The organism is Pseudomonas sp. C321 (assembly GCF_055407105.1).
Map to the genome: position 1 here is coordinate 64,041 of NZ_JBUZRB010000005.1, position 19,547 is coordinate 83,587.

Annotated in this window: 19 protein-coding genes; 7 read left to right on the plus strand and 12 right to left on the minus strand. The window is 62.8% G+C overall.

Translation table 11 applies throughout. The features are described from left to right. Positions 1-105 precede the first annotated feature (105 nt). From ACZRJ6_RS16000 to gspG, 8 genes are all read right to left on the minus strand, one after another. Complete coding sequence (locus tag ACZRJ6_RS16000; RefSeq protein WP_463969571.1) at positions 106-1,332, minus strand: substrate-binding domain-containing protein; 1,227 nt, start codon at positions 1,330-1,332, stop codon at positions 106-108. Positions 1,333-1,726: 394 nt separating this feature from the next. Further along, positions 1,727-2,938: a type II secretion system inner membrane protein GspF gene (gene gspF / locus ACZRJ6_RS16005; RefSeq protein WP_463969570.1), complete on the minus strand. Its 1,212-nt coding sequence runs from the start codon at positions 2,936-2,938 to the stop codon at positions 1,727-1,729. Then, positions 2,938-4,356, minus strand: coding sequence for a type II secretion system ATPase GspE (gspE, locus tag ACZRJ6_RS16010; protein ID WP_463969569.1), 1,419 nt, complete (start codon positions 4,354-4,356; stop codon positions 2,938-2,940). Before gspE ends, gspF begins: the two co-directional genes overlap by 1 nt. After that, positions 4,353-6,698 (minus strand): type II secretion system secretin GspD, encoded by a 2,346-nt coding sequence (gspD, locus tag ACZRJ6_RS16015; protein ID WP_463969568.1) that lies wholly within the window; start codon positions 6,696-6,698, stop codon positions 4,353-4,355. Before gspD ends, gspE begins: the two co-directional genes overlap by 4 nt. Then, positions 6,695-7,231, minus strand: a complete 537-nt coding sequence (gene gspM / locus ACZRJ6_RS16020) for a type II secretion system protein GspM (protein ID WP_463969567.1) — start codon at positions 7,229-7,231, stop codon at positions 6,695-6,697. The genes gspD and gspM overlap by 4 nt, the downstream gene beginning before the upstream one ends. Then, positions 7,224-8,357, minus strand: a complete 1,134-nt coding sequence (gene gspL / locus ACZRJ6_RS16025) for a type II secretion system protein GspL (RefSeq protein ID WP_463969566.1) — start codon at positions 8,355-8,357, stop codon at positions 7,224-7,226. Before gspL ends, gspM begins: the two co-directional genes overlap by 8 nt. Beyond that, entirely contained in the window at positions 8,354-9,301 is a 948-nt protein-coding gene (gene gspK / locus ACZRJ6_RS16030) for a type II secretion system minor pseudopilin GspK (protein WP_463969565.1), read from the minus strand. Before gspK ends, gspL begins: the two co-directional genes overlap by 4 nt. A gap of 8 nt (positions 9,302-9,309) precedes the next feature. Then, a complete protein-coding gene (gene gspG / locus ACZRJ6_RS16035; protein WP_463969564.1) occupies positions 9,310-9,759 on the minus strand; it encodes a type II secretion system major pseudopilin GspG in 450 nt (149 codons plus the stop codon). Between the two features lie 148 nt (positions 9,760-9,907). On the opposite strand from gspG, the gene gspI reads away from it, so the two are divergent. Beyond that, positions 9,908-10,309 (plus strand): type II secretion system minor pseudopilin GspI, encoded by a 402-nt coding sequence (gene gspI, locus ACZRJ6_RS16040; RefSeq protein ID WP_463969563.1) that lies wholly within the window; start codon positions 9,908-9,910, stop codon positions 10,307-10,309. On the opposite strand, the gene ACZRJ6_RS16045 is transcribed toward gspI, so the two are convergent. Next, on the minus strand, positions 10,296-10,727 hold the full coding sequence (locus ACZRJ6_RS16045) for a type II secretion system protein N (RefSeq protein WP_463969562.1): 432 nt from the start codon (positions 10,725-10,727) through the stop codon (positions 10,296-10,298). The two genes, gspI and ACZRJ6_RS16045, sit on opposite strands and share 14 nt — an antisense overlap. A 94-nt stretch (positions 10,728-10,821) precedes the next feature. Between ACZRJ6_RS16045 and gspH the strand changes: the two genes are divergently transcribed. Together gspH and ACZRJ6_RS16055 are read left to right on the plus strand one after the other, a co-directional pair. Beyond that, positions 10,822-11,274, plus strand: a complete 453-nt coding sequence (gspH, locus tag ACZRJ6_RS16050; RefSeq protein WP_463969561.1) for a type II secretion system minor pseudopilin GspH — start codon at positions 10,822-10,824, stop codon at positions 11,272-11,274. Next, entirely contained in the window at positions 11,271-11,879 is a 609-nt protein-coding gene (locus tag ACZRJ6_RS16055; RefSeq protein ID WP_463969560.1) for a type II secretion system protein GspJ, read from the plus strand. Before gspH ends, ACZRJ6_RS16055 begins: the two co-directional genes overlap by 4 nt. 16 nt (positions 11,880-11,895) lie before the next feature. Here ACZRJ6_RS16055 and ACZRJ6_RS16060 read toward each other — a convergent pair whose 3' ends face one another. Genes ACZRJ6_RS16060 through ACZRJ6_RS16070 form a run of 3 tightly spaced genes read right to left on the minus strand, consistent with a single transcriptional unit; the run spans position 11,896 to position 14,041 of the window. Beyond that, complete coding sequence (locus tag ACZRJ6_RS16060) at positions 11,896-12,822, minus strand: FecR family protein (RefSeq protein WP_463969559.1); 927 nt, start codon at positions 12,820-12,822, stop codon at positions 11,896-11,898. A 38-nt stretch (positions 12,823-12,860) separates the two neighbouring features. Continuing rightward, positions 12,861-13,406 (minus strand): RNA polymerase sigma factor, encoded by a 546-nt coding sequence (locus ACZRJ6_RS16065; protein WP_463969558.1) that lies wholly within the window; start codon positions 13,404-13,406, stop codon positions 12,861-12,863. Next, positions 13,403-14,041: a secretin and TonB N-terminal domain-containing protein gene (locus ACZRJ6_RS16070; RefSeq protein ID WP_463969557.1), complete on the minus strand. Its 639-nt coding sequence runs from the start codon at positions 14,039-14,041 to the stop codon at positions 13,403-13,405. The genes ACZRJ6_RS16065 and ACZRJ6_RS16070 overlap by 4 nt, the downstream gene beginning before the upstream one ends. 248 nt (positions 14,042-14,289) lie before the next feature. Here ACZRJ6_RS16070 and ACZRJ6_RS16075 point away from each other — a divergent pair, with 248 nt between their 5' ends. From ACZRJ6_RS16075 to ACZRJ6_RS16090, 4 genes are all read left to right on the plus strand, one after another. After that, on the plus strand, positions 14,290-14,577 hold the full coding sequence (locus ACZRJ6_RS16075; protein WP_463969600.1) for a hypothetical protein: 288 nt from the start codon (positions 14,290-14,292) through the stop codon (positions 14,575-14,577). 460 nt (positions 14,578-15,037) lie between these two features. Continuing rightward, positions 15,038-15,754 carry a response regulator transcription factor gene (locus ACZRJ6_RS16080; protein ID WP_463969556.1) on the plus strand — a complete coding sequence of 239 codons (717 nt, stop codon included), beginning with the start codon at positions 15,038-15,040 and terminating at the stop codon, positions 15,752-15,754. Beyond that, positions 15,751-17,094 (plus strand): sensor histidine kinase, encoded by a 1,344-nt coding sequence (locus ACZRJ6_RS16085; RefSeq protein ID WP_463969555.1) that lies wholly within the window; start codon positions 15,751-15,753, stop codon positions 17,092-17,094. The genes ACZRJ6_RS16080 and ACZRJ6_RS16085 overlap by 4 nt, the downstream gene beginning before the upstream one ends. Before the next feature lie 134 nt (positions 17,095-17,228). After that, on the plus strand, positions 17,229-19,463 hold the full coding sequence (locus ACZRJ6_RS16090) for a FepA family TonB-dependent siderophore receptor (protein ID WP_463969554.1): 2,235 nt from the start codon (positions 17,229-17,231) through the stop codon (positions 19,461-19,463). Positions 19,464-19,547: the final 84 nt, after the last annotated feature.

Consider the following 19,547-nt stretch of genomic DNA (forward strand, 5'->3'; position numbering starts at 1 on the left):
TTGAAGGCAAACCCTGGCTACGGAAAATAAAGAGCCACCCGCAAAAAAATCAGCAACGGCGCAGGCCGTTGCTGATTGGGTGTTGCGGGTCGGAGAAAGCGTGGGTTACAGCGGACGACCGATGGCGTTGCAGGTGTTGGACTTGCCAATGCTCAGGTCGCTGGCAGCAGTGATGAAAGTTTCACGAATTGCATCTTTCCAAACCTTCGGCAGTGGCACGAAGCGATTGTTGTTGATGGCGGCGTCGTTGTTGACCGCGTTGCCGTAGTGACGGGTGAAGAACGCGCGCACTTGCGAGGTCTGAGTGGCGTCGGCGTAGCACTGGCTGAACACCAGGTTGGTGAAGCCGAGGATTGGATAGCCGCTGTCTGGATAGGCCACTACGCTTGGATCAGTAGTGCTGGTGGTAGCAGCGAACACCGGTACCCAGGCGTTCGGGTTGGCGCGGTTGATTACGGCAGGTACTGCTACTACAGAGATAGCGGTAGAAACGTTACCTGGAGCAGGCGAAACACCGGCAACGGTAGCGACTTTGGTAGCGTCATCAAGGCCAGCCAAGGTAGGCGCAGCGTAATCAGGGCTCATGTACGTGATTCGGCCTTCGGCGAAATTCAGCGTGCTCATCACACCTTCGCTGGTGTCTTTATAGGTTTCTGGTGGAGTGGTAGTGCTGCCCGGAATCGGCTGTTGCAGGGGGTTGAGGGCAGTCGTCGGCAGACCGCCGGAGAAGCTGCTGCCGAACGCCTGAGTCACAGCGAAGGTGCCGCCTTCCAGGGATGGTTTGCACTTGGCGTTGAGGAAGCGAGTGAACAGTTCAGTGGTACCGCTGTTCTCTTTGCGATAAACCAGGGTGATTGGGCCGGTACGACCGGCACCGCTGATCTGGCTCCAGTCGGTCCGACGCCCCGAGAACACACCGCACAAATCGTCAACGCTGAGGTTGACCGCATTGGCGCCAGACTTGTTGAAGGCAATGGCAACCGAAGTAGCCACCGAGGGCACCTGAATCAGCGGGCCCCAGGTAGGTTGCTTGTTAGTGCCATAGGTGGTCAGTTCAGCAGCTGTCAGCTTGGAATCGCTACCCGCCCAGTGCACGTTTTTATTGGTAACACCGGCTACGAACTTGCGGTAGTCGTTGGTCAGGAACGCTGCCTTGCCGTTGCCGCTGCCCACACCGATGTAGGGGGCGAAACCGGCAGTCAGTACGCCAGAAGTCTGGTACAGCGGTTGTGGCAAGGTAGCACCGCCGCCGTTGATGTCAGCCAGTGCAGCCTGGGCCGAGCAGAGGGCCGCGAGGGTCATGGATACCGCGAGAACGTTGCGCTTAAACATGAAGAAGCTCCTTTCATCGTGTTTGTACGTTGGGTAGTGGGTTCTTGCATGACGCCATGGCGCTCGGGTTTCAAGCCTTGATCCAGAGGGCTCTAGGGGTGAGGCCATAGCGAAGAAGTTCGCAGTTTCCGATGACAGATGTAGGAAAAAACCTCGGGAGGAAAGGCTTGATTTTTAAAAAGATTCTCGGGTGTTTTGGCAACAATTCCGGGCTGTTTCAACCCAGGTGACAGCGAGGTTTCAAGAGGGTTTTTCGGCCCTGGGCTGGAGGCAGCGCGGGCCGTGTCGAGGGGTAGGCAGATGACAGAATGAGGAACCCGAGGTTGGGTACTCGGTATCGAGGGCTTGAGGGTGGTAGTGCGGCCGACGCAGCCTCGCTGTGGCTCGACAACGGCTATGTGACCAATTGGTTGATCTCGATGATGGGCAACAGCACCGCCATGACGATCACCAGCACCACCGCCCCCATCACCACGATCATCAGCGGTTCAAGCAAGGCCGTCATGCCCATGGCCCGCCGTTCAATATCCCGCGACAGGGTTTGCGCGGCACGCTCCAGCATCGGCGGCAAGGACCCTGTTTTCTCACCGCTGGCAATCAAGTGGATCAGCACCGGCGGGAACACCTTCTCCACTGCCAGCGCAGTGGCCAGGTTGACGCCTTCGCGAACCTTGGCGGTGGCGTCTGTGACGCACAGGCTCAAGCGGTCGTTGGACAGGGTCTGGCGCGCCGCTTCCAACGCCCGCAACAGCGGCACACCGGCGCCACCGAGGATCGCCAGTGTCGAGGCAAACCGTGCGGTGTTAAGCCCCAGCACAAAGCGCCCGATCAGCGGCAGGCGCAGGACGCGACTGTGCCAGTTCAAGCGCGCCACGGGGTTACGCAGGTACAGGCGCCAGCTCCAGAAGCCTCCCACCAGACCGACAAAACACAGCCAGCCCCAGGCGCGAATAAAGTCACTGGCATTGAGCATCGCCAAGGTCAGCCCCGGCAGGTCCTGGCGCGCCTGGGAAAACGCGCTGACCACCTGCGGCACCACATAACTGAGCAGGAAAATCACGATGCCGATGGACACCAGCCCCACCACGCCCGGATAGATAAATGCAGTGAGAATCTTGCCCCGCAGGTTGTTGCGCTCTTCGATGTAGTCGGCCAGGCGCTCCATGACCTGGGCCAGGTCGCCAGACTCCTCCCCTGCCGCGATCAGCGCACGGTAGATCGACGGAAAGTCCCGGGGCCGCGCCGCCAGCGCATCGGCCAGACGCATACCACTGCGCACATCGGCGCGCACTGCGCTGAGGGTCTGGGCGATGTGCTTGCGCTCGGCCTGCTCCACCGTCGCACTGAGGGCCGCTTCCAACGGCAGGCTCGCACCGAGCAAGCTGGCCAACTGACGAGTGGCCCAGGCCAGGTCGTTATCCGAGAGTTTGGCGGTGAACAGACTGCTGCCGGCGGCGGCACTCTGGTTGCCCTCGACCTGCACCAGCAAGGCGGTCAGGCCACGGCTGCGCAGGTTGGCAAAGGCCGCGCTCTGGCTGTCGGCTTCCAGGTGCCCAGACTCCAGCTTGCCGGTGGCGTCGGCGGCTTCGTATCGGTATCGGTTCATCAGGCGTCCCGGGTTACACGCAGGATTTCTTCGGCCGCAGTGGCGCCGCTGCGCACCCAGCGCTCGCCGTCTTCGCGCATGCTCAACATCCCGGCGCAGCGTGCGGCGGCGCGCAGCTCCTGCTCGCCAGCGCCTTGGTGGATCAGGCCGCGCAGGTCATCGTCGATGCAGAATAATTCATGGATGCCAGTACGGCCGCTGTAGCCAATCTGGTTGCAGTGAGCACAACCCACAGGGCGCCATGTGCCGGGTGCCGACGGATCTTCTTGCTTGCAGTGCTGACACAGCCGCCGCACCAACCGCTGGGCCAGTACGCCGAGCAAGGATGAAGCCAGCAGGAACGGTTCAACGCCCATATCGATCAAGCGATTCACCGCTGACACCGCATCGTTGGTGTGCAGGGTCGCGAGCACCAGGTGCCCGGTCAGCGAGGCCTGCACAGCGATTTGTGCAGTCTCCAGGTCGCGGATCTCGCCGATCATGATGATGTCCGGGTCCTGGCGCAGAATCGCCCGCAGGGCCAGGGCGAAGGTCATGTCGATCTTGGCATTGACCTGGATCTGGCTGATGCCTGGCAGGTCGTATTCCACCGGGTCTTCGACAGTGAGGATATTGCTGGTGCTGGCGTCCAGCCGCGCCAGGGCCGCATAGAGGCTGGTGGTCTTGCCGCTGCCAGTCGGCCCGGTGACCAGTACGATACCGTGGGGCTGGCGGATCAGCGTGTCGAGGTGGGCCAGCAATTGCGGGGCCATGCCGAGGGTTTCCAGCTGCAGGCGCCCGGCCTGTTTGTCCAGCAAGCGCATCACCACCCGCTCGCCGTGGCCGGTGGGTACGGTGGACACGCGAATATCAATGGGCCGCCCGGCAACGCGCAGGGCGATGCGACCGTCCTGGGGCAAGCGCTTTTCAGCAATGTCGAGTTGGGCCATGATCTTGATACGCGACACCAGCGCGCCGTGCAGCGCCTTGCGTGGCGACACCACATCACGCAGGGTGCCGTCGACGCGGTAACGCACCACGGAATGGCTTTCGTAGGGTTCGATGTGGATGTCGCTGGCTTCGTCGCGAGCGGCCTGGGTCAGCAAGGCGTTGATCATGCGAATCACCGGGGCGCCGTCCTGGGTGTCGAGCAGGTCGGTGATTTCGGGGATGTCTTGCATGAGGCGGTCGAGGTCGACTTCGTTTTCGGCGGCGCCGACCACGGCGGCGGCGCTGCCGGTGTCGGCGTAGGCGCTGGCCAGGAGGCCGTCGAGTTGGTCGTCGCGGACCTGCTCCAGACGGGCTTGGCCAAACTGGCGGTGGACTTCGCCGATGGACCAGCCCGGGGTTGAGGGGCAGATGGTCAGGGTGGGGCCTTCTTCACCTGGGTGGAGGAGGATGCGTTGGGATTTGGCCCAGACGTAGGGAAGCAGGCTCATGGCCGCGCGCCCCCCTGAACCGGCACCGCCCGAATCACCGCCCGAGGCCCCTGCCCCAGCTCAGGAATCGCCTTGTGCACCGAAGGCAACTGCGGCGCCTGCACATCCGGCATCGCCCAACTACGCTCTGGCTGCAACTCACCCTGAGCCCTGCGCATAAACTCATAGCGATTGAGCGTAATACTGCGCCCCGCCCCACTGTCGCGAATAATGTAAGGCCGCAAAAACACCATCAAATTGGTCTTCGTCACACTGCGTTTCTCATTACGAAACAACGCCCCCAACCCCGGAATATCCGACAACCAAGGCACCGCATCATTACTCTGGCTATAGCCATCCTGCAGCAACCCACCCAGCACCATGATCTGCCCGTCATCGAGCAAAATACTGGTATCAATCGCCCGCTTGTTGGTCACCGTCCCTGCCGCCAGCGAAGCCCGCGCATCCACGCTGCTGACCTCCTGGTAAATATCCAGTTTCACCGTGCCGCCCTCGGAAATCTGCGGCCGCACATTGAGCTTGAGCCCCACCTCTTCGCGCTGCACCGTCTGGAACGGATTGTTACTGGTGCCACCACCTCCCGTCACATAACTGCCCGTGACAAACGGAATCGTCTGCCCGACAAAAATGCTCGCCGCCTCGTTATCCAGGGTCAACAGATTGGGCGTCGACAACACGTTGGTGCCGCCCTTGCTCTTCAACGCCCTGGCCAACACCTTGAGATCCAGCACCTTGCCGATCCCCGGAATATCCACCGTGCCGTCCACCAGCCCGATGTTCAAACCCTTGGGCAATACGTCGATGCTGGTCTTGCTGTCGGGCGTACCGTTAAGCCCACTACCGCCGAGGTTGACCCCGCCAAAACCACCCTTGCCCCCCAGATTCCCGGCCTGCCACTGCACACCGAACTCACTGGCGTCGTCCTCACCGACTTCGACGATCAGGCTTTCAATCACCACCTGGGCGCGGCGCTGATCAAGCATATCGATGACTTCCCGCAGGTTGCGGTACAGCGGTTCGGGCGCAGAGATCAGCAAGGTGTTGGTGGTGGCGTCCGCCTGGATCGTCACGCCGCCAGCGCTGAAGGCAGTGCTCTGATCGCTGGGCGAATGGCTGGCGCTGCTGGTGGAACCGGCATCCTGGCCGTAACCAACATTGGCGGATTGAACGCCACTGCCGGTGGGCGTGCCGCTGCTGTTCTGGGTGCTGCCTTGGCCGTTCTGGCCCGAGCCGCCCATGGTGCTCAACTTAGAACGGGCGTTATCGCTGGTGCCGCTCTCACTCTCACCAGTGAGCAAACCGCGCAGGGACTGCGCCAACTTCCCCGCCTGGGCGTTGCGCAGGTACACCACGTGCATATTGCTGGGGTTGCTCTGGGCGTTGTCCAGTTTGTAGATCAGGTTGCGCGCCAGTTCAGTACGTTCTGGGCTACCGGCGCGGATGATGATCGAGTTGGAGCGCGGGTCGCCGATCACGTTGATCTTCTGGGTCTGGTCGCTGCCCTGGGTTTCCAAAAGCTGCGAGACCATCGCCGCAATGTCCACGGCAATGCCGTTTTGCACCGCCACCACGTCAGTGTCGATGGCGCTCGGGGTGTCGATGCCATCGATGATCTGCGCCACCCGCGCCAGGTTTTCTGCGTAGTCGGTGATGACGATGCTGTTGTTGCCGGGGTAGGCGTTGATCGGGTTGTTGGGTGAAACGATCGGCCGCAGCACCGGGATCAGGTTCACCGCGTTTTCGTATTGCAGGCGAAAGGTGCGCGTCTGCATGCCGTTGCCGCCTGGGTTGCTGGCGTTGTAGATCGGCCCGCCCAACAGCTTGGCATCGGCTTCGGGCACCACCTGGGCGACGCCGCCGACGTCCACCACGCTGAAGCCTTGCATGCGCAATGCCGCCAGGAGCATGTCGTAGGCCTGGTGCGCCGGCACCTGGCCTTCGCTGACCAGGGTCAGGTTGCCCTTGACCCGAGGGTCCACCAGAAACTGCTGGCCAGTGGCACGGGACAAGGCACGCACCACCGCCTGGATATCGGCGTCGACAAAGTTCAGTTGCACCGGCTGATCGCCCAAGGGGTTGCGGCCTTTGGCAGGCGCGGCGGCATGGCTACGGGCACTGTTGGTCACCGGGTGTTGCACGCGGGGCCGCTGTGCCGGCTCGCGCTGGCGGTCCAGCAGTGCATCGCCGCTGCGCCGGGTGTCAGCCAGCGGCTGGCCGAGTTCGCTGTCCACCAGTAACGGTGGCGGAGTAGGCGATTGGGTGTTGCTGCACGCACTCAGCGCCAGCAACAACAAGGGCGCGACCTTGCGATAAGGCGCCGAATTGGGGACTGACCACTTCATGAAGCTTCCTTAGCGCCAAGCGCCTGATCCATGCGAACGGTCCCGGACAACGTGCCGGACGGGTTTTCGGTGGCGTCGCCTGCACGTTGCAAGCGCGCCTCGGACACTTCCAGGGAAAATGACCGGATACTGCCCAGCAACCAACCCACCACGGTATCCGCCGGGGCGTCTTGAAAGGTCAGGCGCCAACTGCCAGGGGCAGTGTTTTCCAATTGATAACGGCCCTGGAGCCCAGCGCTATCGAGGGCCTGGCGCAAGGCCAAATCCAGATCCTGCCCGGCGCCAGGCGCTGGGGCGAGGCCCTGCAACAGCACTTGCAAGGTCTCGGCTTGAGCTCGCAGCCTGGGGGTTTCGGCTTGCCAGTAATCAATCTTCTTCAGCGGCGGCTGAATCAACATCAGCCAGATCAACAGCCCCGAGAGCACCAGAGCGGCCCCGCCGAGCAGGCGTTTTTCCCGCAGGGCCAGGCCGTTCCAGAACACTTCGCTCTGGCTGCGCAGGTGCTGCCAGCGGGCAATCAGGGGATTACTCATCGTCGCCTCCCGTGCCGGTTTCGGGAGTAGTCGGCTCAGCGAGCGGACCCAGGGTCCAGCCATGGTCATCGCGACGGGCAGTGAAACCGGCCTTGGCCAGCACCGCTTGCCAGTCACCTTCGGCGCCAGGGTTGCGGCTGTCGGCGAGCAGGTTCAGGTGCAGGCGGCCTTGCTCGAAGACCAGGGAATCGACGCTGGCAACCATGAACGGCATGCTGCTGCCGGCCAGTTGCAACAGGCTGTTAAAACGCTGGCCTGGGTCGCTGCCGTTCTGACGGGCAGCCAATTGCTGGCGGGCCTGTTGCAACGGGTTGAGGATCACCGGTAGCTCGGGAAAAGCCTGGCGCACCTGCTGACTCATCCGCGCCTTGAGCTGTTGACCCGCGTCCACTTGACGCGCCGCGTACAGGTTCAAGCCCAGGGTCCAGATCGCCACGGCCACCGCCGTAAAACCCAGCGCCCTGCCCCAGCCGGCCGTTCCGTTGGCCCGTTTGAGCCGACCGTGCAAGCCCCAGCTCGGGGTTGCGCCGCTCCAGCGTTGCGGCGCGTCTTCACTGATACGGCTCAGGTCGACACCGCTGCCCAGCAGATCATCCAGCGCCTGCTGCCCGAGGGGATGCACCGCGCCCTGCTGCAGGCTGTGGCGCAACAGCAACTGGCCGTAGGCAAACGCCGCTGTCAGTTGTCCCGCAGCCGGTACCGGCAAGGCATAGGGCGCCGGGTACAGGCCGCGTACTTTCAGTTGTACTTGGTTCATTACCTGGCTCAACTGCTCCAGGTGGGCCTTGGGCAACCAGCCCACCTGCACCAGGCCATTGCTCTCCCGTGGGCCGTGGGCGACGTGTATCTGTTCCACCGGGCCAAGTATCAGCGCCTGGGCTGCGCAGGCCACTGCCGCCGCCACCTTGGCGGCTGGCAATTGCGGCAGCTCCAGGCTGGTCAGCAGGCTGTCCCGAGGATGCAGGAAGCACTGGGCCGCCGCCGTTTTATGAGCCAGCCCCAACTGCGCCAGGCTACTCTGGCCCTGGCGGCTGACCTGCCCGGCGCGGTCGAGCCAGGCGAACTGCACCGGGCTCTCGGCGCTCAGTTGATCCAGCGGCGGCAAGGCAATACGCAGGCGGCTCATGCGCCCACCCGCGACCAGATTATCTGGGGCTGGCGGTCTTCAGGCCGGAACAGCAGCGCCTCTATCGTCACCCGACGCTGTTCGCGGCGGGCCTGGCCGTGCAGGCGAAACCACTCACTGGTAATCCCCACCTGCACCGTGTCCACCGCCACCTGTGGCATGCGCAGGCGATTGACGAAATCACCACGATTGATAAACCAGCGGCCACCGTCACGCTCGGCCACCAGCGCCTGTGCCCGTGGCAAGCCCAGCCCCGGCACAACCGCGCTGAGCACTTCGGCACTGGCGGTATTGCCGTTGACCCAAGTGTTGCCGGGCAGCACGCTGACATACACCGCCATACGCCGAAGCAGGCGCGGCTCAAGGCCCTCGATGCCCGCCAGATCGTCCAGGCTGCGCAACATCGCACGCTTGGCCGGCCGCAGGTCGCTCACTGCGCCAGGCGAGATGTCACGGCCGCTGTTAAAACCCGTGCTCGATGACGATGCCGCCAACCGTTGATCATAGGAAGCGATCACCCGCTGGCTGATGCGCCGGCTCACCGCGGGGTCGACGCCGATCAACTGGCACAGCCGCTCGAAGCTCTGCAGTTGCGCGGCATCCGGCTGCTGATGGGCCACCAGGTTGCGCAGGTTGAACTTGCCCTGTTCGTCTTCCAGTTGCCCCTCAAAGGCTCCCCCCAACGGCCGCGCCCAGGGCTGGTCGAGTCGAGTCAGCACATCTTTCTGACGCGCCTCCCATAGCAACTGGCGACTGACTTCCAGCCCACCCTGTAACGCCCACTGACCCTGGACGCGCAGTTGCTCGGCTTCCAGGCTGCGGGTGAAGACAGTTTGTCGGGTCAACATAGCGCCGGCGATCACCGCCACCACGGCGGCGATCAATAAGGCGCTGATAATCGCCATGCCGCACTGCTTCGCCGCTGTGGGCAAATGCCTGTTCATGACGGGACTTATAGCTGCCAGGAGCCGATATCGGCATTGACGCCGTCGCCGTCCGGTTGCCCATCGGCGCCCAGGGAGAAAATATCGACTTCACCGTTGGCACCCGGATTGAGGTAGTTGTAAGGGTGGCCCCACGGGTCGTTGGGCAAGCGCTCAAGATAGGCGCGCCAGTTGCTGTTTTTCGCATCCGCCGGGCGCTCCACCAACACCTTCAGGCCCTGGGTCATGTTCGGATAGGTGCCGTGGTCCAGGCGATAGAGTTTGAGTGCCTGCATCAGCCCACCGATGTCCTGTTTGGCGGCCGTGGCTCGCGCCTGATCCGGGCGATCGAGCACCTTGGGCACTACCATCGCCGCCAGAATCCCGAGGATCACCACCACCACCATGATCTCGATCAGGGTGAAGCCACGCTGGCCGCGAGGGCCTGGCGATGCGGATTTTAAGTGTGCGATATCCATCTCGACATTCCTTGGCTTGAGTGCATTTCGGCCCGCAGTGTTGCAAGAACACATGTCAGTCGTATTGAAAATCCTCGGGAGCTTTGGTCGCCAATCGGTCAACTCCACGGGCTAGTCTGCGGGCCTGTTTCCAGGCTTTGAGTACGCCATGCGCGGCCCTCGCAACGAGCAAGGTTTTACCCTGATTGAAGTGCTGGTGGCGCTGGCGATCATCGCCGTGGCCATGGCGGCCGCCGTGCGCGTGGCCGGGCTGATGACCCAGAGCAATGGCCTGCTGCGGGACAAATCCATGGCCTTGCTGGCCGCCCAGAGTCGCCTGACCGAGTTGCGTCTGGAGGGTCGCTTGAGTCCGGGGCGCAAAACCTTTGAATGCGACCAGGGCCGACTGAAACTGCGTTGCGAGCAAGTCATCAGCAAAGGCCCCGATGGGCCGTTGTTCAAGGTCAGCGTGCAGGTGTTGGACGCCGCCCGTGAAGCGCCGCCCCTGGCCCGACTGGAGACTTTATTGGGGCGACCGCAACGACTCAAGAAGCCGGTTACTGTCGAGTGAGAATCGGCAAGGCCGGCGCGACGGGCAATTTGTCGAGGGCCACGCGGACCTTTTCACCGCCGCGCTCGATCACCACGCCATCGCCTTCGATGGCTGCAAGACGCACACCGGGGCTGAGGCGTTCACCGAGCAGAAAGCTGCGGGGCGGGCCGTCGTTGAGGCTGAGGATCGCCACCGCGCCACGAGCCCCGGCCAGTACCCCAGAGACCTTGACCTGCAACTCAGCCGGGACGTTGGAAAACCATTGCAGGGCCGGGTTGTCACTGTGGGCGGCGAGCACCTGGGGCGGGGCTTGCGGGGTGTGCGACTCGGCGGACGTCAGCAGCAACGGCGTCCAGGTGGCGACCCCGGCCAGCGCCGCCAGCAAGGCCAGTGCCTGGATACCTTGGGCGGGTGAAATGCGATCGACGAATGCCATGGGCGGGACCTCCTGTTTGTCCGTCTCGACAGGCTACAGGGCAATTCTCACGGTTTTATTTCACAGGATCGATTCAACACCAGAGAGCACACCCATGAAACAGCAGGGTTTCACCTTGATAGAACTGATGGTGGTACTGGTGATCATCGGCATCGCCAGCGCGGCCATCAGCCTGAGCATCAAACCGGACCCGCTGCACCTGTTGCGCAAGGACGCCGAACGCTTGAGCCAGGTGTTGCAAGTGGCCCAGGCCGAAGCCCGCGCCGACGGCCGGGCGATCACCTGGCGGGCCGATGCCAAGGGCTTTCGCTTCAGCCGCCGCAGCGACGACGGCCTGAGCCTGGAATTATTCGAGCGCGACCCGCAACTGCGCCCGCGCCCCTGGGACAGTTCGCCGATGCAGGTGCGCATCGAACCGAGGCAAACCCTGGTGCTCGACGCCGAATGGATCAACCCGCCGTTGCAGGTTGTACTGTCCGATGGGCAACACAGCCTCAGCCTGCAACGTAATGCGGCCGGCTTGCTGCGCGTGGTGAACCGGCCATGAGCAATGACCAGAAAGGTTTTACCCTGATCGAGGTGATGGTGGCGATCATGCTGATGGCAGTGGTCAGCCTGATTGCCTGGCGCGGCCTGGACAGCGTCACCCGTGCCGACGCCCACTTGCAGGCCAGTACCGAACAGACCGAAGTCCTGCTTCGTGCGTTGAACCAGTTGCAACTGGACGTCAGCCTGCGCGCCGGTGTGGAGCTGGCGCCACCGGCGACCGAAGATCAGCCTACGCCACCGGGCACGCTGGCCGCACTGAGCGTGCGCAGCTCCGACAGCAAGGGCTTTCGCCTGGAGGTAATTCGCCGCTCAGCGGTTCCCGGCGACGGGTTGCAACGGGTGCACTGGTGGCTCAAGGGCGACACCTTGTACCGCGCCGCAGCGCCCGCGCGCGATCGGTATCCGTTACCCGCGCCAAAGGACCCGGTGGCGGTGCTTACCCAGGTCAGCGACCTGCAATTACGGGTGTGGGATGCGGACAAGGGGTGGCGGCAATTGAGCGGTAATCGCCAGGAGAATCCGCTGGGGGTCGAGATCAGCCTGGAGCGCCAGACACCCCAAGGCATTGAGCACTATCGCCAGGTCTTGGGGCCTTTGAACTGAACGTCAAGCGCCCCCGCTAACTCAACAACACCACTCCACCCGGCAACTCCGTGCAGGTGGCCCCATAGGCATCGCGAATCAGCAACGCCACGCCCGCCAACTGGTGCAAGCTGAACCGTGCCTGCACCCGGCGCTTGCCCAGCTCGCTGTTGAGCAGCACCAGCATTCCCGGACGATAACGGTTGATCTCGTCGATCACGGTATTGAGGGTGGCGTTGTTGAATACCAAGACCTGTTCGCGCCAGGCGATTACCGCCTGGGTGTCCACCGCCAGCGGCACGCCCAGTCCTGCGGCGTCGTAGGTCAGTTGGCGGCCGCTGTCCAGGCGGACACTGCGCCCGCCCACGGCTACCGTTAGCGACCCCTCGATGCAGGTCACGCAGACGCTGTGGTCGGTATTGCGCACATTGAAACGCGCCTGGGCCGCGCTCAGCCAACCTTTACCTGCCTGGATCTTGAGCGGTTGCACCGCGTTCGCCAGGACTTCGACCTCCCCCTCCAGCAACTCGATGCCCCCTTCGCGGCGGCTGATGCGGGTCTGGGTGTTGAGTTCCAGGCGGATGCCGTCCCGCAGTTCGATCCGGCGCTGTTCGCCGACCTCGGTGCGGTAGTCCGCCGTCAGTCCGGAAAAACCTCCGGGTATCGTGGCCCGCACCATAAACAACGCGGCCGACGCGGCAATCGCCCCGCCCAGGAACGCCCGGCGCCCGAAGTGCCGGGGTTGCTGCAGTTGCTCGACGGCAGGTACCAGTTGGTGCCACAGCGTCTTGGCCTGCTCGAAAGCCTGGGCATGCTCCGGGCTCTGGGCGCACCACAGGCGCAAGGCATTGGCATCGGCGACGGTGGCCTGGCCCGAGGTCAGCAGCACCAGCCAGTCGCGGGCTTCGCTGCGCAGTCGGCTGTCTGGCGTATCCCGGGCAGTGGAGAGGCTAAAAATGTTCAAGCGCGCAGGTACTCACGGATTTATCAGGGACTCAATCATTAAGACGGTTTTCCGGCGCCGGGACCGAACCGCTGAATCACTTTTCTTTCAAGGCGCAAGGCGCAGTGGCCGAGGGCGGCCTTGATTTCCTTTTCGACCATGCGCGTGGAAATGCCGAAACGCTGGGAGATTTCCAGGTGCGGCGCCTCCTCCAGGCGCGCGGCGATAAGGATCTTGCGCCGCCGCGCCGGCAGTTCGTAGAGGGCCTTGAGCAAGGACTGGATTTCTTTCTGGCCGCCGACGACACGGGACGGGTCCTGGGCTTCGTCGACGGTTTGCAACAGCTCTTCAACTTCGCTGCCGGTCAACAGCCGGGCATCGGCCTCGCGCCGGTCGGCGGCGATGTTCAGTGCGATGCGGTACAGGTAGGCATTGGGTTGCAGCAGGTTCGGCGGCACTTCCATGCGGTCGACCCGCAGGTAGGTTTCATGCAGGACATCGTTGGCCAGGTCCTCCGAGCCCAGCCGTTTGCGCAAGCGCACCTTGAAGTCCTCGTAGGACGCCAGGAACAAACTGACCATCGGACTGTGTCCGGTATTTTTCATGCCCCCCGAGCTCCTTCCCGTGCTGTGCATTCCATGCGTTTTCCTGTGGTGTCGGGCATTAACAGTAAGGTCACCGGCAAGCGCAACGAACTGGGCGCCGGACGTTCCACCCGGGTGCTGGCCAGGCTTTGTACCAGCGCTTCATCGCGCTGTTCATCGCCGGTGGAACTGACCAGGCGGCTGTGCTCGATCAGCCCCTCCCGATTGACCCAGAGCTGCACCAGCGCGCGAAAACTGCCGGGGCGGGTCAGCGGTGAACGGCACAGGCTGGCTTCAATCGCCTGCTGCAAGGCTGTCGCGTAACTGCTGTTGATCCGCGCAACGCCACGCGCCTTGGCCCCACGAGCCGTGGGCGGTTGGCTGACTTCGGGCACTTGCAGGGTGAATGCATCGCTGCGTGCGTAACGCGCCATCAAGCCACTCCCTGTCAGCAGCAAGCTCAGGGCCTGCTGCGCGCTGTAACGACCGCGTACTCCAATCGAACGCCGCCCGCGGGTCAGTTCACGGTCCACCAGCACCGCCATTCCAGTTGAGCGACTGAAAGCTTCCAGTGCCTGGGCCAGGTTCTGTGCCGGCAGATCCAAAAGCAGCAACGGCGACGCCGACGAATCAGCCCGCACCGGGTTCGACAACATCAAGCCCAACAGCAAAGCCAGGCAACAGTACGCGTGCCTCCAGGCCCACCGTTCGCCATCTGCTCTGCATCGCTGCACGGCTGACGTATCCTGCGAAAACCGTCATCCTGAGGCCAGTTTATGAACCTGATGTTACGGTGATGGCAAAAAAAACATCACGGCTTCGCAGCAAGCGCTGGGCTAGACTTTGCAACCACAATGGCCCGCTTTTTCGGGCCAGGCAGGAGGCACTGATGAAACTGTTCCTGATGCTGCTGTTGTTCGCGGGTTTGCCATCGACGGTCCTGGGTGGGGAAGCTGCAAGTGGTTGCGTCGACGTGAATATTGACGGCTATAAAGCGCCTGACTATGGGTGTCTGAGCCAGCAGATGGGCAACAACCCGGACGCGGCCAAGGCGGCGCAGAAGAACCTTGAAGCGCAGAAAAAGTCCATAGACAAGCGGGCTCCGAACCAGATCGGGTTGTCTACGCCGGCGGCTACCCGTGTGCGGATGGGGAATACGTTTGGGAGTTCGGTGAAGCCGCAGCGGCCTTGATGGGGGGGCGTGAGTGGTGAAAAGCAAGAGCGGATCTACTGCCCACTGACTGTAGGAGCGAGCTTGCTCGCGATGGTCGTTAACGATGACGCTGGCTTACTGAATCACCGCGGTGCCCTCAGGTTTTTCGCGTGCAGGCACTAGGCGTCCCCCTCGCTGCCACAGAAAAGCGGATTGGCGCTGGCTTTTGATCTGGCTTTTGATCTGGTTTTTGATTTGCCTGCCCCATCAACCGGAGCAAGGGCCGATCCGTGGAGTAAGCGTTTGTTGGTTACTTTCTTAGGCGTTCCAGCCGAAAAATATCGTGCCCTGGGCCCGATTGAATGTGGCGCACCTGGATGACCCGGTATTCTGCAAAATCATCCGAGAGATGAGGTGATAAGACGCAGCGGGTAGGAATGTTCCCTGGCTTTTGTCAGAATGCACAATATAGAACCATTCGCATTCGCAGGAAGTTCCCATGCTGCTCCCCCACTCGCCTCCCGCTCACGGCCGAATCCTGGCCGTTGAGGATGACCCGGTGCTCGCCGCTCACCTTGGCAATCACCTTAGCCAGCGGGGTTTCGAGGTCACGTTGCGCCATGACGGTGGCGAGATCGTCGACCTGGTGCGCAACCAGGATTTCGACCTGATTCTGATGGACATCATGCTGCCCGGCAGCAGCGGCCTTGAGGTGTTGGCCCAACTGCGTCGCCATCAACGGGTGCCGGTGATCCTGATGTCGGCCCTGGGCGCCGAACAGGATCGCATCACCGGCTTCAGCCAGGGTGCGGATGACTACCTGCCCAAGCCATTCAGCATGCTGGAGATGGATGTGCGCATCGACGCCATCCTGCGCCGGGTGGCCTACGAGCATGAGGTGCCAGGCGGGGTGCGCCACGACCCGCAGTTGCTGTTTGACGAACAGCGCGCCGATGTCAGCCAGGACGGCCAATGGGCCGACTTGACCACCACCGAATACCGGGTGCTGGAAACCCTGGTGGCTCACGTCGACGAAGTGCTGAGCAAGGCCTTCCTCTATCAGCAGGTGATGCACCGCGCTTACTCCCAACATGATCGCAGCCTGGACATGCATGTCAGCCGCATTCGGCGCAAGTTGCAGGCCATCGGCTATACCGCCGGGCGTGTGGAAACGGTCAGGAGTACGGGCTATATGCTGACGCGGCTGGCGGCATGAAGCTGCCCAACCGGCACTCATTGCTGTGGAAGTTGACCGGGGTGCTGGCGGTGCTGTGCCTGTTGGTGGTCACCTTGCAGATCGATCTGAGCAAGCGCCTCTACGAGGCCACCGCACACTTGCCGGGGCCCACCCAGCAGATCCTCAATGACTATGCACGCCAGGCCGAAACTGCCTGGCGTGAGCGTGGCACGGCGGGCGTCGATGAGTTTTTGCAAGATCTACGCGAGCGCGAGCAGGTCTGGGCGGTGGTGGTTGATGGGAGTCAGAACTCGCTGTCTTCGCGGCCATTGAGAGGCCGCGAGCGGCGCAAGCTGGATTTCGTGCGCGACGTCGGCTGGTCGGTGGGACGCCCCGGTGGCCGGCCGACGTTCGTCATGCCGTTCAGCGACGACCAATCCCGGCTGGTGATGGAGCTGCCACTGCGCCTTGATCCGCGCAAGGACCATGACCTGTGGAATGTCGTGCTGCAGCACGGGCTGCCGGCCTCCCTGGCGCTGTTGTTCGGCGCGCTGCTGTACCGGGTACTGATTGCGCCCATGGTGATTCTGCGGCGTCAGGCTAACGCCTTGAGCGCTGGCGATCTGGCCGCGCGGGTCGGCCCTCCAGTGACGCATCGACGCGATGAGCTGGGTGAACTGGGCCGGGCCTTCGACCATATGGCCGAGCGCCTGGAAAGTACGGTAGTACTACAGCGACGCTTGCTGCAGGACTTGTCCCACGAGCTGCGCACACCCTTGAGCCGGCTAAGGGTGGCCGGTGAGCGCGAGCCGGATTCGGTCGCCATGCGCCAGCGCCTGGACCGCGAAGTGCAAGGCATGGAGCGGCTGATCGGCAACACCCTGGAGCTGGTCTGGCTGGACACCGAGCGCCCGCTGATGCCCCTGGAAGCAGTGGAGATGGAACAGCTCTGGGAAGTGCTGCGCGAGGACGCCTGCTTCGAAAGCGGCTGGCCCAGCGAACGCCTGCCCTGCCAACTGCCGCAAGACTGCTGTGTGCTGGGCAACCTCAACGGCCTGGCCCAGGCCCTGGAAAACATCTTGCGCAACGCGATCCGCCATTCGCCCGAAGACGGTGCCGTACGTTTGCTCGGTGCCCTGGATGGTGATTATTGGCACCTGCAGATTGAAGACCAAGGCCCCGGCGTCGATCCGCAGAGGCTCGAACAGATCTTCCAGCCCTTCACTCGTCTTAACGCCGCGCGACCGGGAGGCGATGGTTTTGGCCTGGGCCTGTCGATTGCCCGCAGCATCGTGCAGTTGCAAGGCGGTGAACTGTGGGCAGAAAACGCCGCACCCGGCCTGCGCCTGCATCTGCGGCTGAAAGTGTATAAATTGTAAATTACATTTACTCTTATTTGAGAATCACTAGCATTCGCGCCAATCCATGGAGGTCATGGGTGAGCCGATACGCACCGCAGGTCCGACGACGCTCACGCTCTCCTCTGTTTCACACTGCAACAGGAGTGTTGTCGATGCACCCGCGATTCAAGCTCAGTCACCTTGTCCTGGCCCTGATGGCCTGTTCGCCAGCCACGCTTTTGGCCGAAACGGCCGAGGGCAATCGGGAGGCGGGAAAAGACGCGCTGCAACTGGGTGAAACCCATGTCGTGGCCACGGCTGAAGAAGAGTTGAAACAGGCCTCCGGCGTGTCGCTGATCACTGCCGAAGACATCAAGAAGCGGCCTCCGGTCAATGACCTCTCCGAGATCGTGCGCAAGATGCCCGGCGTCAACCTGACCGGCAACAGCGCCAGCGGCACCCGTGGTAACAATCGCCAGATCGACCTGCGCGGCATGGGCCCGGAGAACACCCTGATCCTAATCGACGGCAAACCCGTGACCTCTCGCAACGCCGTACGCTACACCCGCTCCGGTGAGCGTGACACCCGTGGCGACAGCAACTGGGTGCCGGCCAATGAAGTCGAGCGCATCGAAGTGCTGCGCGGCCCGGCGGCGGCCCGCTACGGCTCTGGCTCCATGGGTGGCGTGGTCAACATCATCACCAAGCGCCCTACCGACAAGTTGAGCGGTTCGCTGTCAGCCTTCACCAACCTGCCCGAAGACGACGCCGAAGGCATGACCAAGCGCACCACCTTCAGCCTCTCCGGCCCGCTGACCGATGCCCTGACCTTTCGCGTCTACGGCAACCTGAACAAGACCGATGCCGACGACGCCGACATCAACGCCGGCAACACCGACACTGCCAACGGCGCCTCCCTGGCCGCGGGCCGCGAAGGTGTGCGCAACAAGGATCTCAATGGCCTGTTGAGCTGGGCACTGGATGATCGGCAGACCGTCGACCTGGAAGCCGGCTTCAGCCGCCAGGGCAACATCTACACCGGCGACGTCGGCACCGGCGGCACCGACTCCCTGGTACCGGGCAGCACCATCAACGGCTGGCTGGGGCGCGAAACCAACACCATGTACCGCCAGACCTTCTCCGCCACCCATCGCGGCGACTGGTCGTTCGGTAGCTCCAAGCTCTTGGCCCAGTACGAGAAAACCCGCAACAACCGTTTGCTGGAAGGCAATGCCGGCTCGGCAGACGGCGATATCAGCGCCAATGCCAGCAAGACCACCAGCACCTATGACAGCTACCTGGTCCAGGGCCAGCTGGACATCCCGCTGCAAGTGCTGCTGCCGCAGATGCTGACGGTGGGCGCCGAATGGAACCGCCAGACCCTCGACGACCCGAGCACCATGAACCGCGCCATCGGCACCACCCTGCCCAACTCGGCAGCCGGCGCCCGCCCCACCGACATGGACACGACCATCATGGCGCTGTTTGCCGAGGACAACATCGAGTTGACCCCGGACTGGTTCCTCACGCCCGGCCTGCGCCTGGACCATCAGGATCAGTTTGGCGCCAACTGGAGCCCAAGCCTTAATACCTCCTACAAGCTGACCGAAGACATCACCCTCAAGGGCGGTATCGCCAGGGCGTTCAAGGCGCCGAACCTGTACCAGTCCAACCCAAATTACCTGTACTACAGCAGGGGCAACGGCTGCGCGCCGAGCCTCAATGCCAATGGCTGCTACGTGCTGGGTAACGAGAACCTCGACCCCGAGATCAGCATCAACAAGGAACTGGGCATCGCCTTTGCCCGTGATGGCTGGACTGCAGGCGCGACGTATTTTCGCAACGATTATGAAAGCAAGATCGTCTCCTCCAATGACTTGATCAGCAAAACCGTGAACAACGAAGCCGTATTGCAGTGGGATAACGCCAAGGACGCGGTGGTCAAGGGCTGGGAAGGCAACCTCGGTATCCCGCTGCTGGGTACCCATGGCGAGACGCTGAGCTGGAACACCAACTTCACTTACATGCAGGAAAACAAAGACGGCGACGGCAACCCGCTGTCAGTGGTGCCCAAGTACACGGTCAACAGCATGCTCGACTGGCAGGTCAACGAGGCCCTGGCCGTGAGCCTGACCGGCACCTGGTACGGCAAGCAGGAACCACGGGTACTGAACCCGTCTCGCGACTCGCCGGTCACTGCAGCCAATGAGCAAAAGACCCTCGACCCGTACCATATCTGGGGCATGGGCGGCACTTATGAGGTGAACAAGAACCTGTCGCTGGGAGCTGGTATCAACAACCTATTCGACAAGCGCGTGTACCGCGAAGGCGCCGGCACCAGCGCCGGGGCAAGCACTTACAACGAGCCGGGACGGTCGTTCTACGCGTCGATCACCACCTCGTTCTGATTGAGCCAAGGCCCTGAGGCCTGTTGTGGCAAGGGGGCTTGCCACAACAGTCTCAGCCGACTGGCATTGCCTTCAGGCCACTGA

Bases quoted from the DNA above. Each gene is read 5' to 3' on its own strand.
- ACZRJ6_RS16090 (WP_463969554.1), top strand. From the start codon at position 17,229: ATGCACCCGCGATTCAAGCTCAGTCACCTTGTCCTGGCCCTGATGGCC.
- gspD (WP_463969568.1), bottom strand. From the start codon at position 6,698: ATGAAGTGGTCAGTCCCCAATTCGGCGCCTTATCGCAAGGTCGCGCCC.
- ACZRJ6_RS16070 (WP_463969557.1), bottom strand. From the start codon at position 14,041: ATGTTGTCGAACCCGGTGCGGGCTGATTCGTCGGCGTCGCCGTTGCTG.
- gspI (WP_463969563.1), top strand. From the start codon at position 9,908: ATGCGCGGCCCTCGCAACGAGCAAGGTTTTACCCTGATTGAAGTGCTG.
- gspH (WP_463969561.1), top strand. From the start codon at position 10,822: ATGAAACAGCAGGGTTTCACCTTGATAGAACTGATGGTGGTACTGGTG.
- ACZRJ6_RS16065 (WP_463969558.1), bottom strand. From the start codon at position 13,406: ATGAAAAATACCGGACACAGTCCGATGGTCAGTTTGTTCCTGGCGTCC.
- ACZRJ6_RS16045 (WP_463969562.1), bottom strand. From the start codon at position 10,727: ATGGCATTCGTCGATCGCATTTCACCCGCCCAAGGTATCCAGGCACTG.
- ACZRJ6_RS16075 (WP_463969600.1), top strand. From the start codon at position 14,290: ATGCTGCTGTTGTTCGCGGGTTTGCCATCGACGGTCCTGGGTGGGGAA.
- ACZRJ6_RS16085 (WP_463969555.1), top strand. From the start codon at position 15,751: ATGAAGCTGCCCAACCGGCACTCATTGCTGTGGAAGTTGACCGGGGTG.
- ACZRJ6_RS16000 (WP_463969571.1), bottom strand. From the start codon at position 1,332: ATGTTTAAGCGCAACGTTCTCGCGGTATCCATGACCCTCGCGGCCCTC.
- ACZRJ6_RS16080 (WP_463969556.1), top strand. From the start codon at position 15,038: ATGCTGCTCCCCCACTCGCCTCCCGCTCACGGCCGAATCCTGGCCGTT.
- gspL (WP_463969566.1), bottom strand. From the start codon at position 8,357: ATGAGCCGCCTGCGTATTGCCTTGCCGCCGCTGGATCAACTGAGCGCC.
- gspG (WP_463969564.1), bottom strand. From the start codon at position 9,759: ATGGATATCGCACACTTAAAATCCGCATCGCCAGGCCCTCGCGGCCAG.
- ACZRJ6_RS16055 (WP_463969560.1), top strand. From the start codon at position 11,271: ATGAGCAATGACCAGAAAGGTTTTACCCTGATCGAGGTGATGGTGGCG.
- gspK (WP_463969565.1), bottom strand. From the start codon at position 9,301: ATGAACAGGCATTTGCCCACAGCGGCGAAGCAGTGCGGCATGGCGATT.
- gspM (WP_463969567.1), bottom strand. From the start codon at position 7,231: ATGAGTAATCCCCTGATTGCCCGCTGGCAGCACCTGCGCAGCCAGAGC.
- gspF (WP_463969570.1), bottom strand. From the start codon at position 2,938: ATGAACCGATACCGATACGAAGCCGCCGACGCCACCGGCAAGCTGGAG.
- gspE (WP_463969569.1), bottom strand. From the start codon at position 4,356: ATGAGCCTGCTTCCCTACGTCTGGGCCAAATCCCAACGCATCCTCCTC.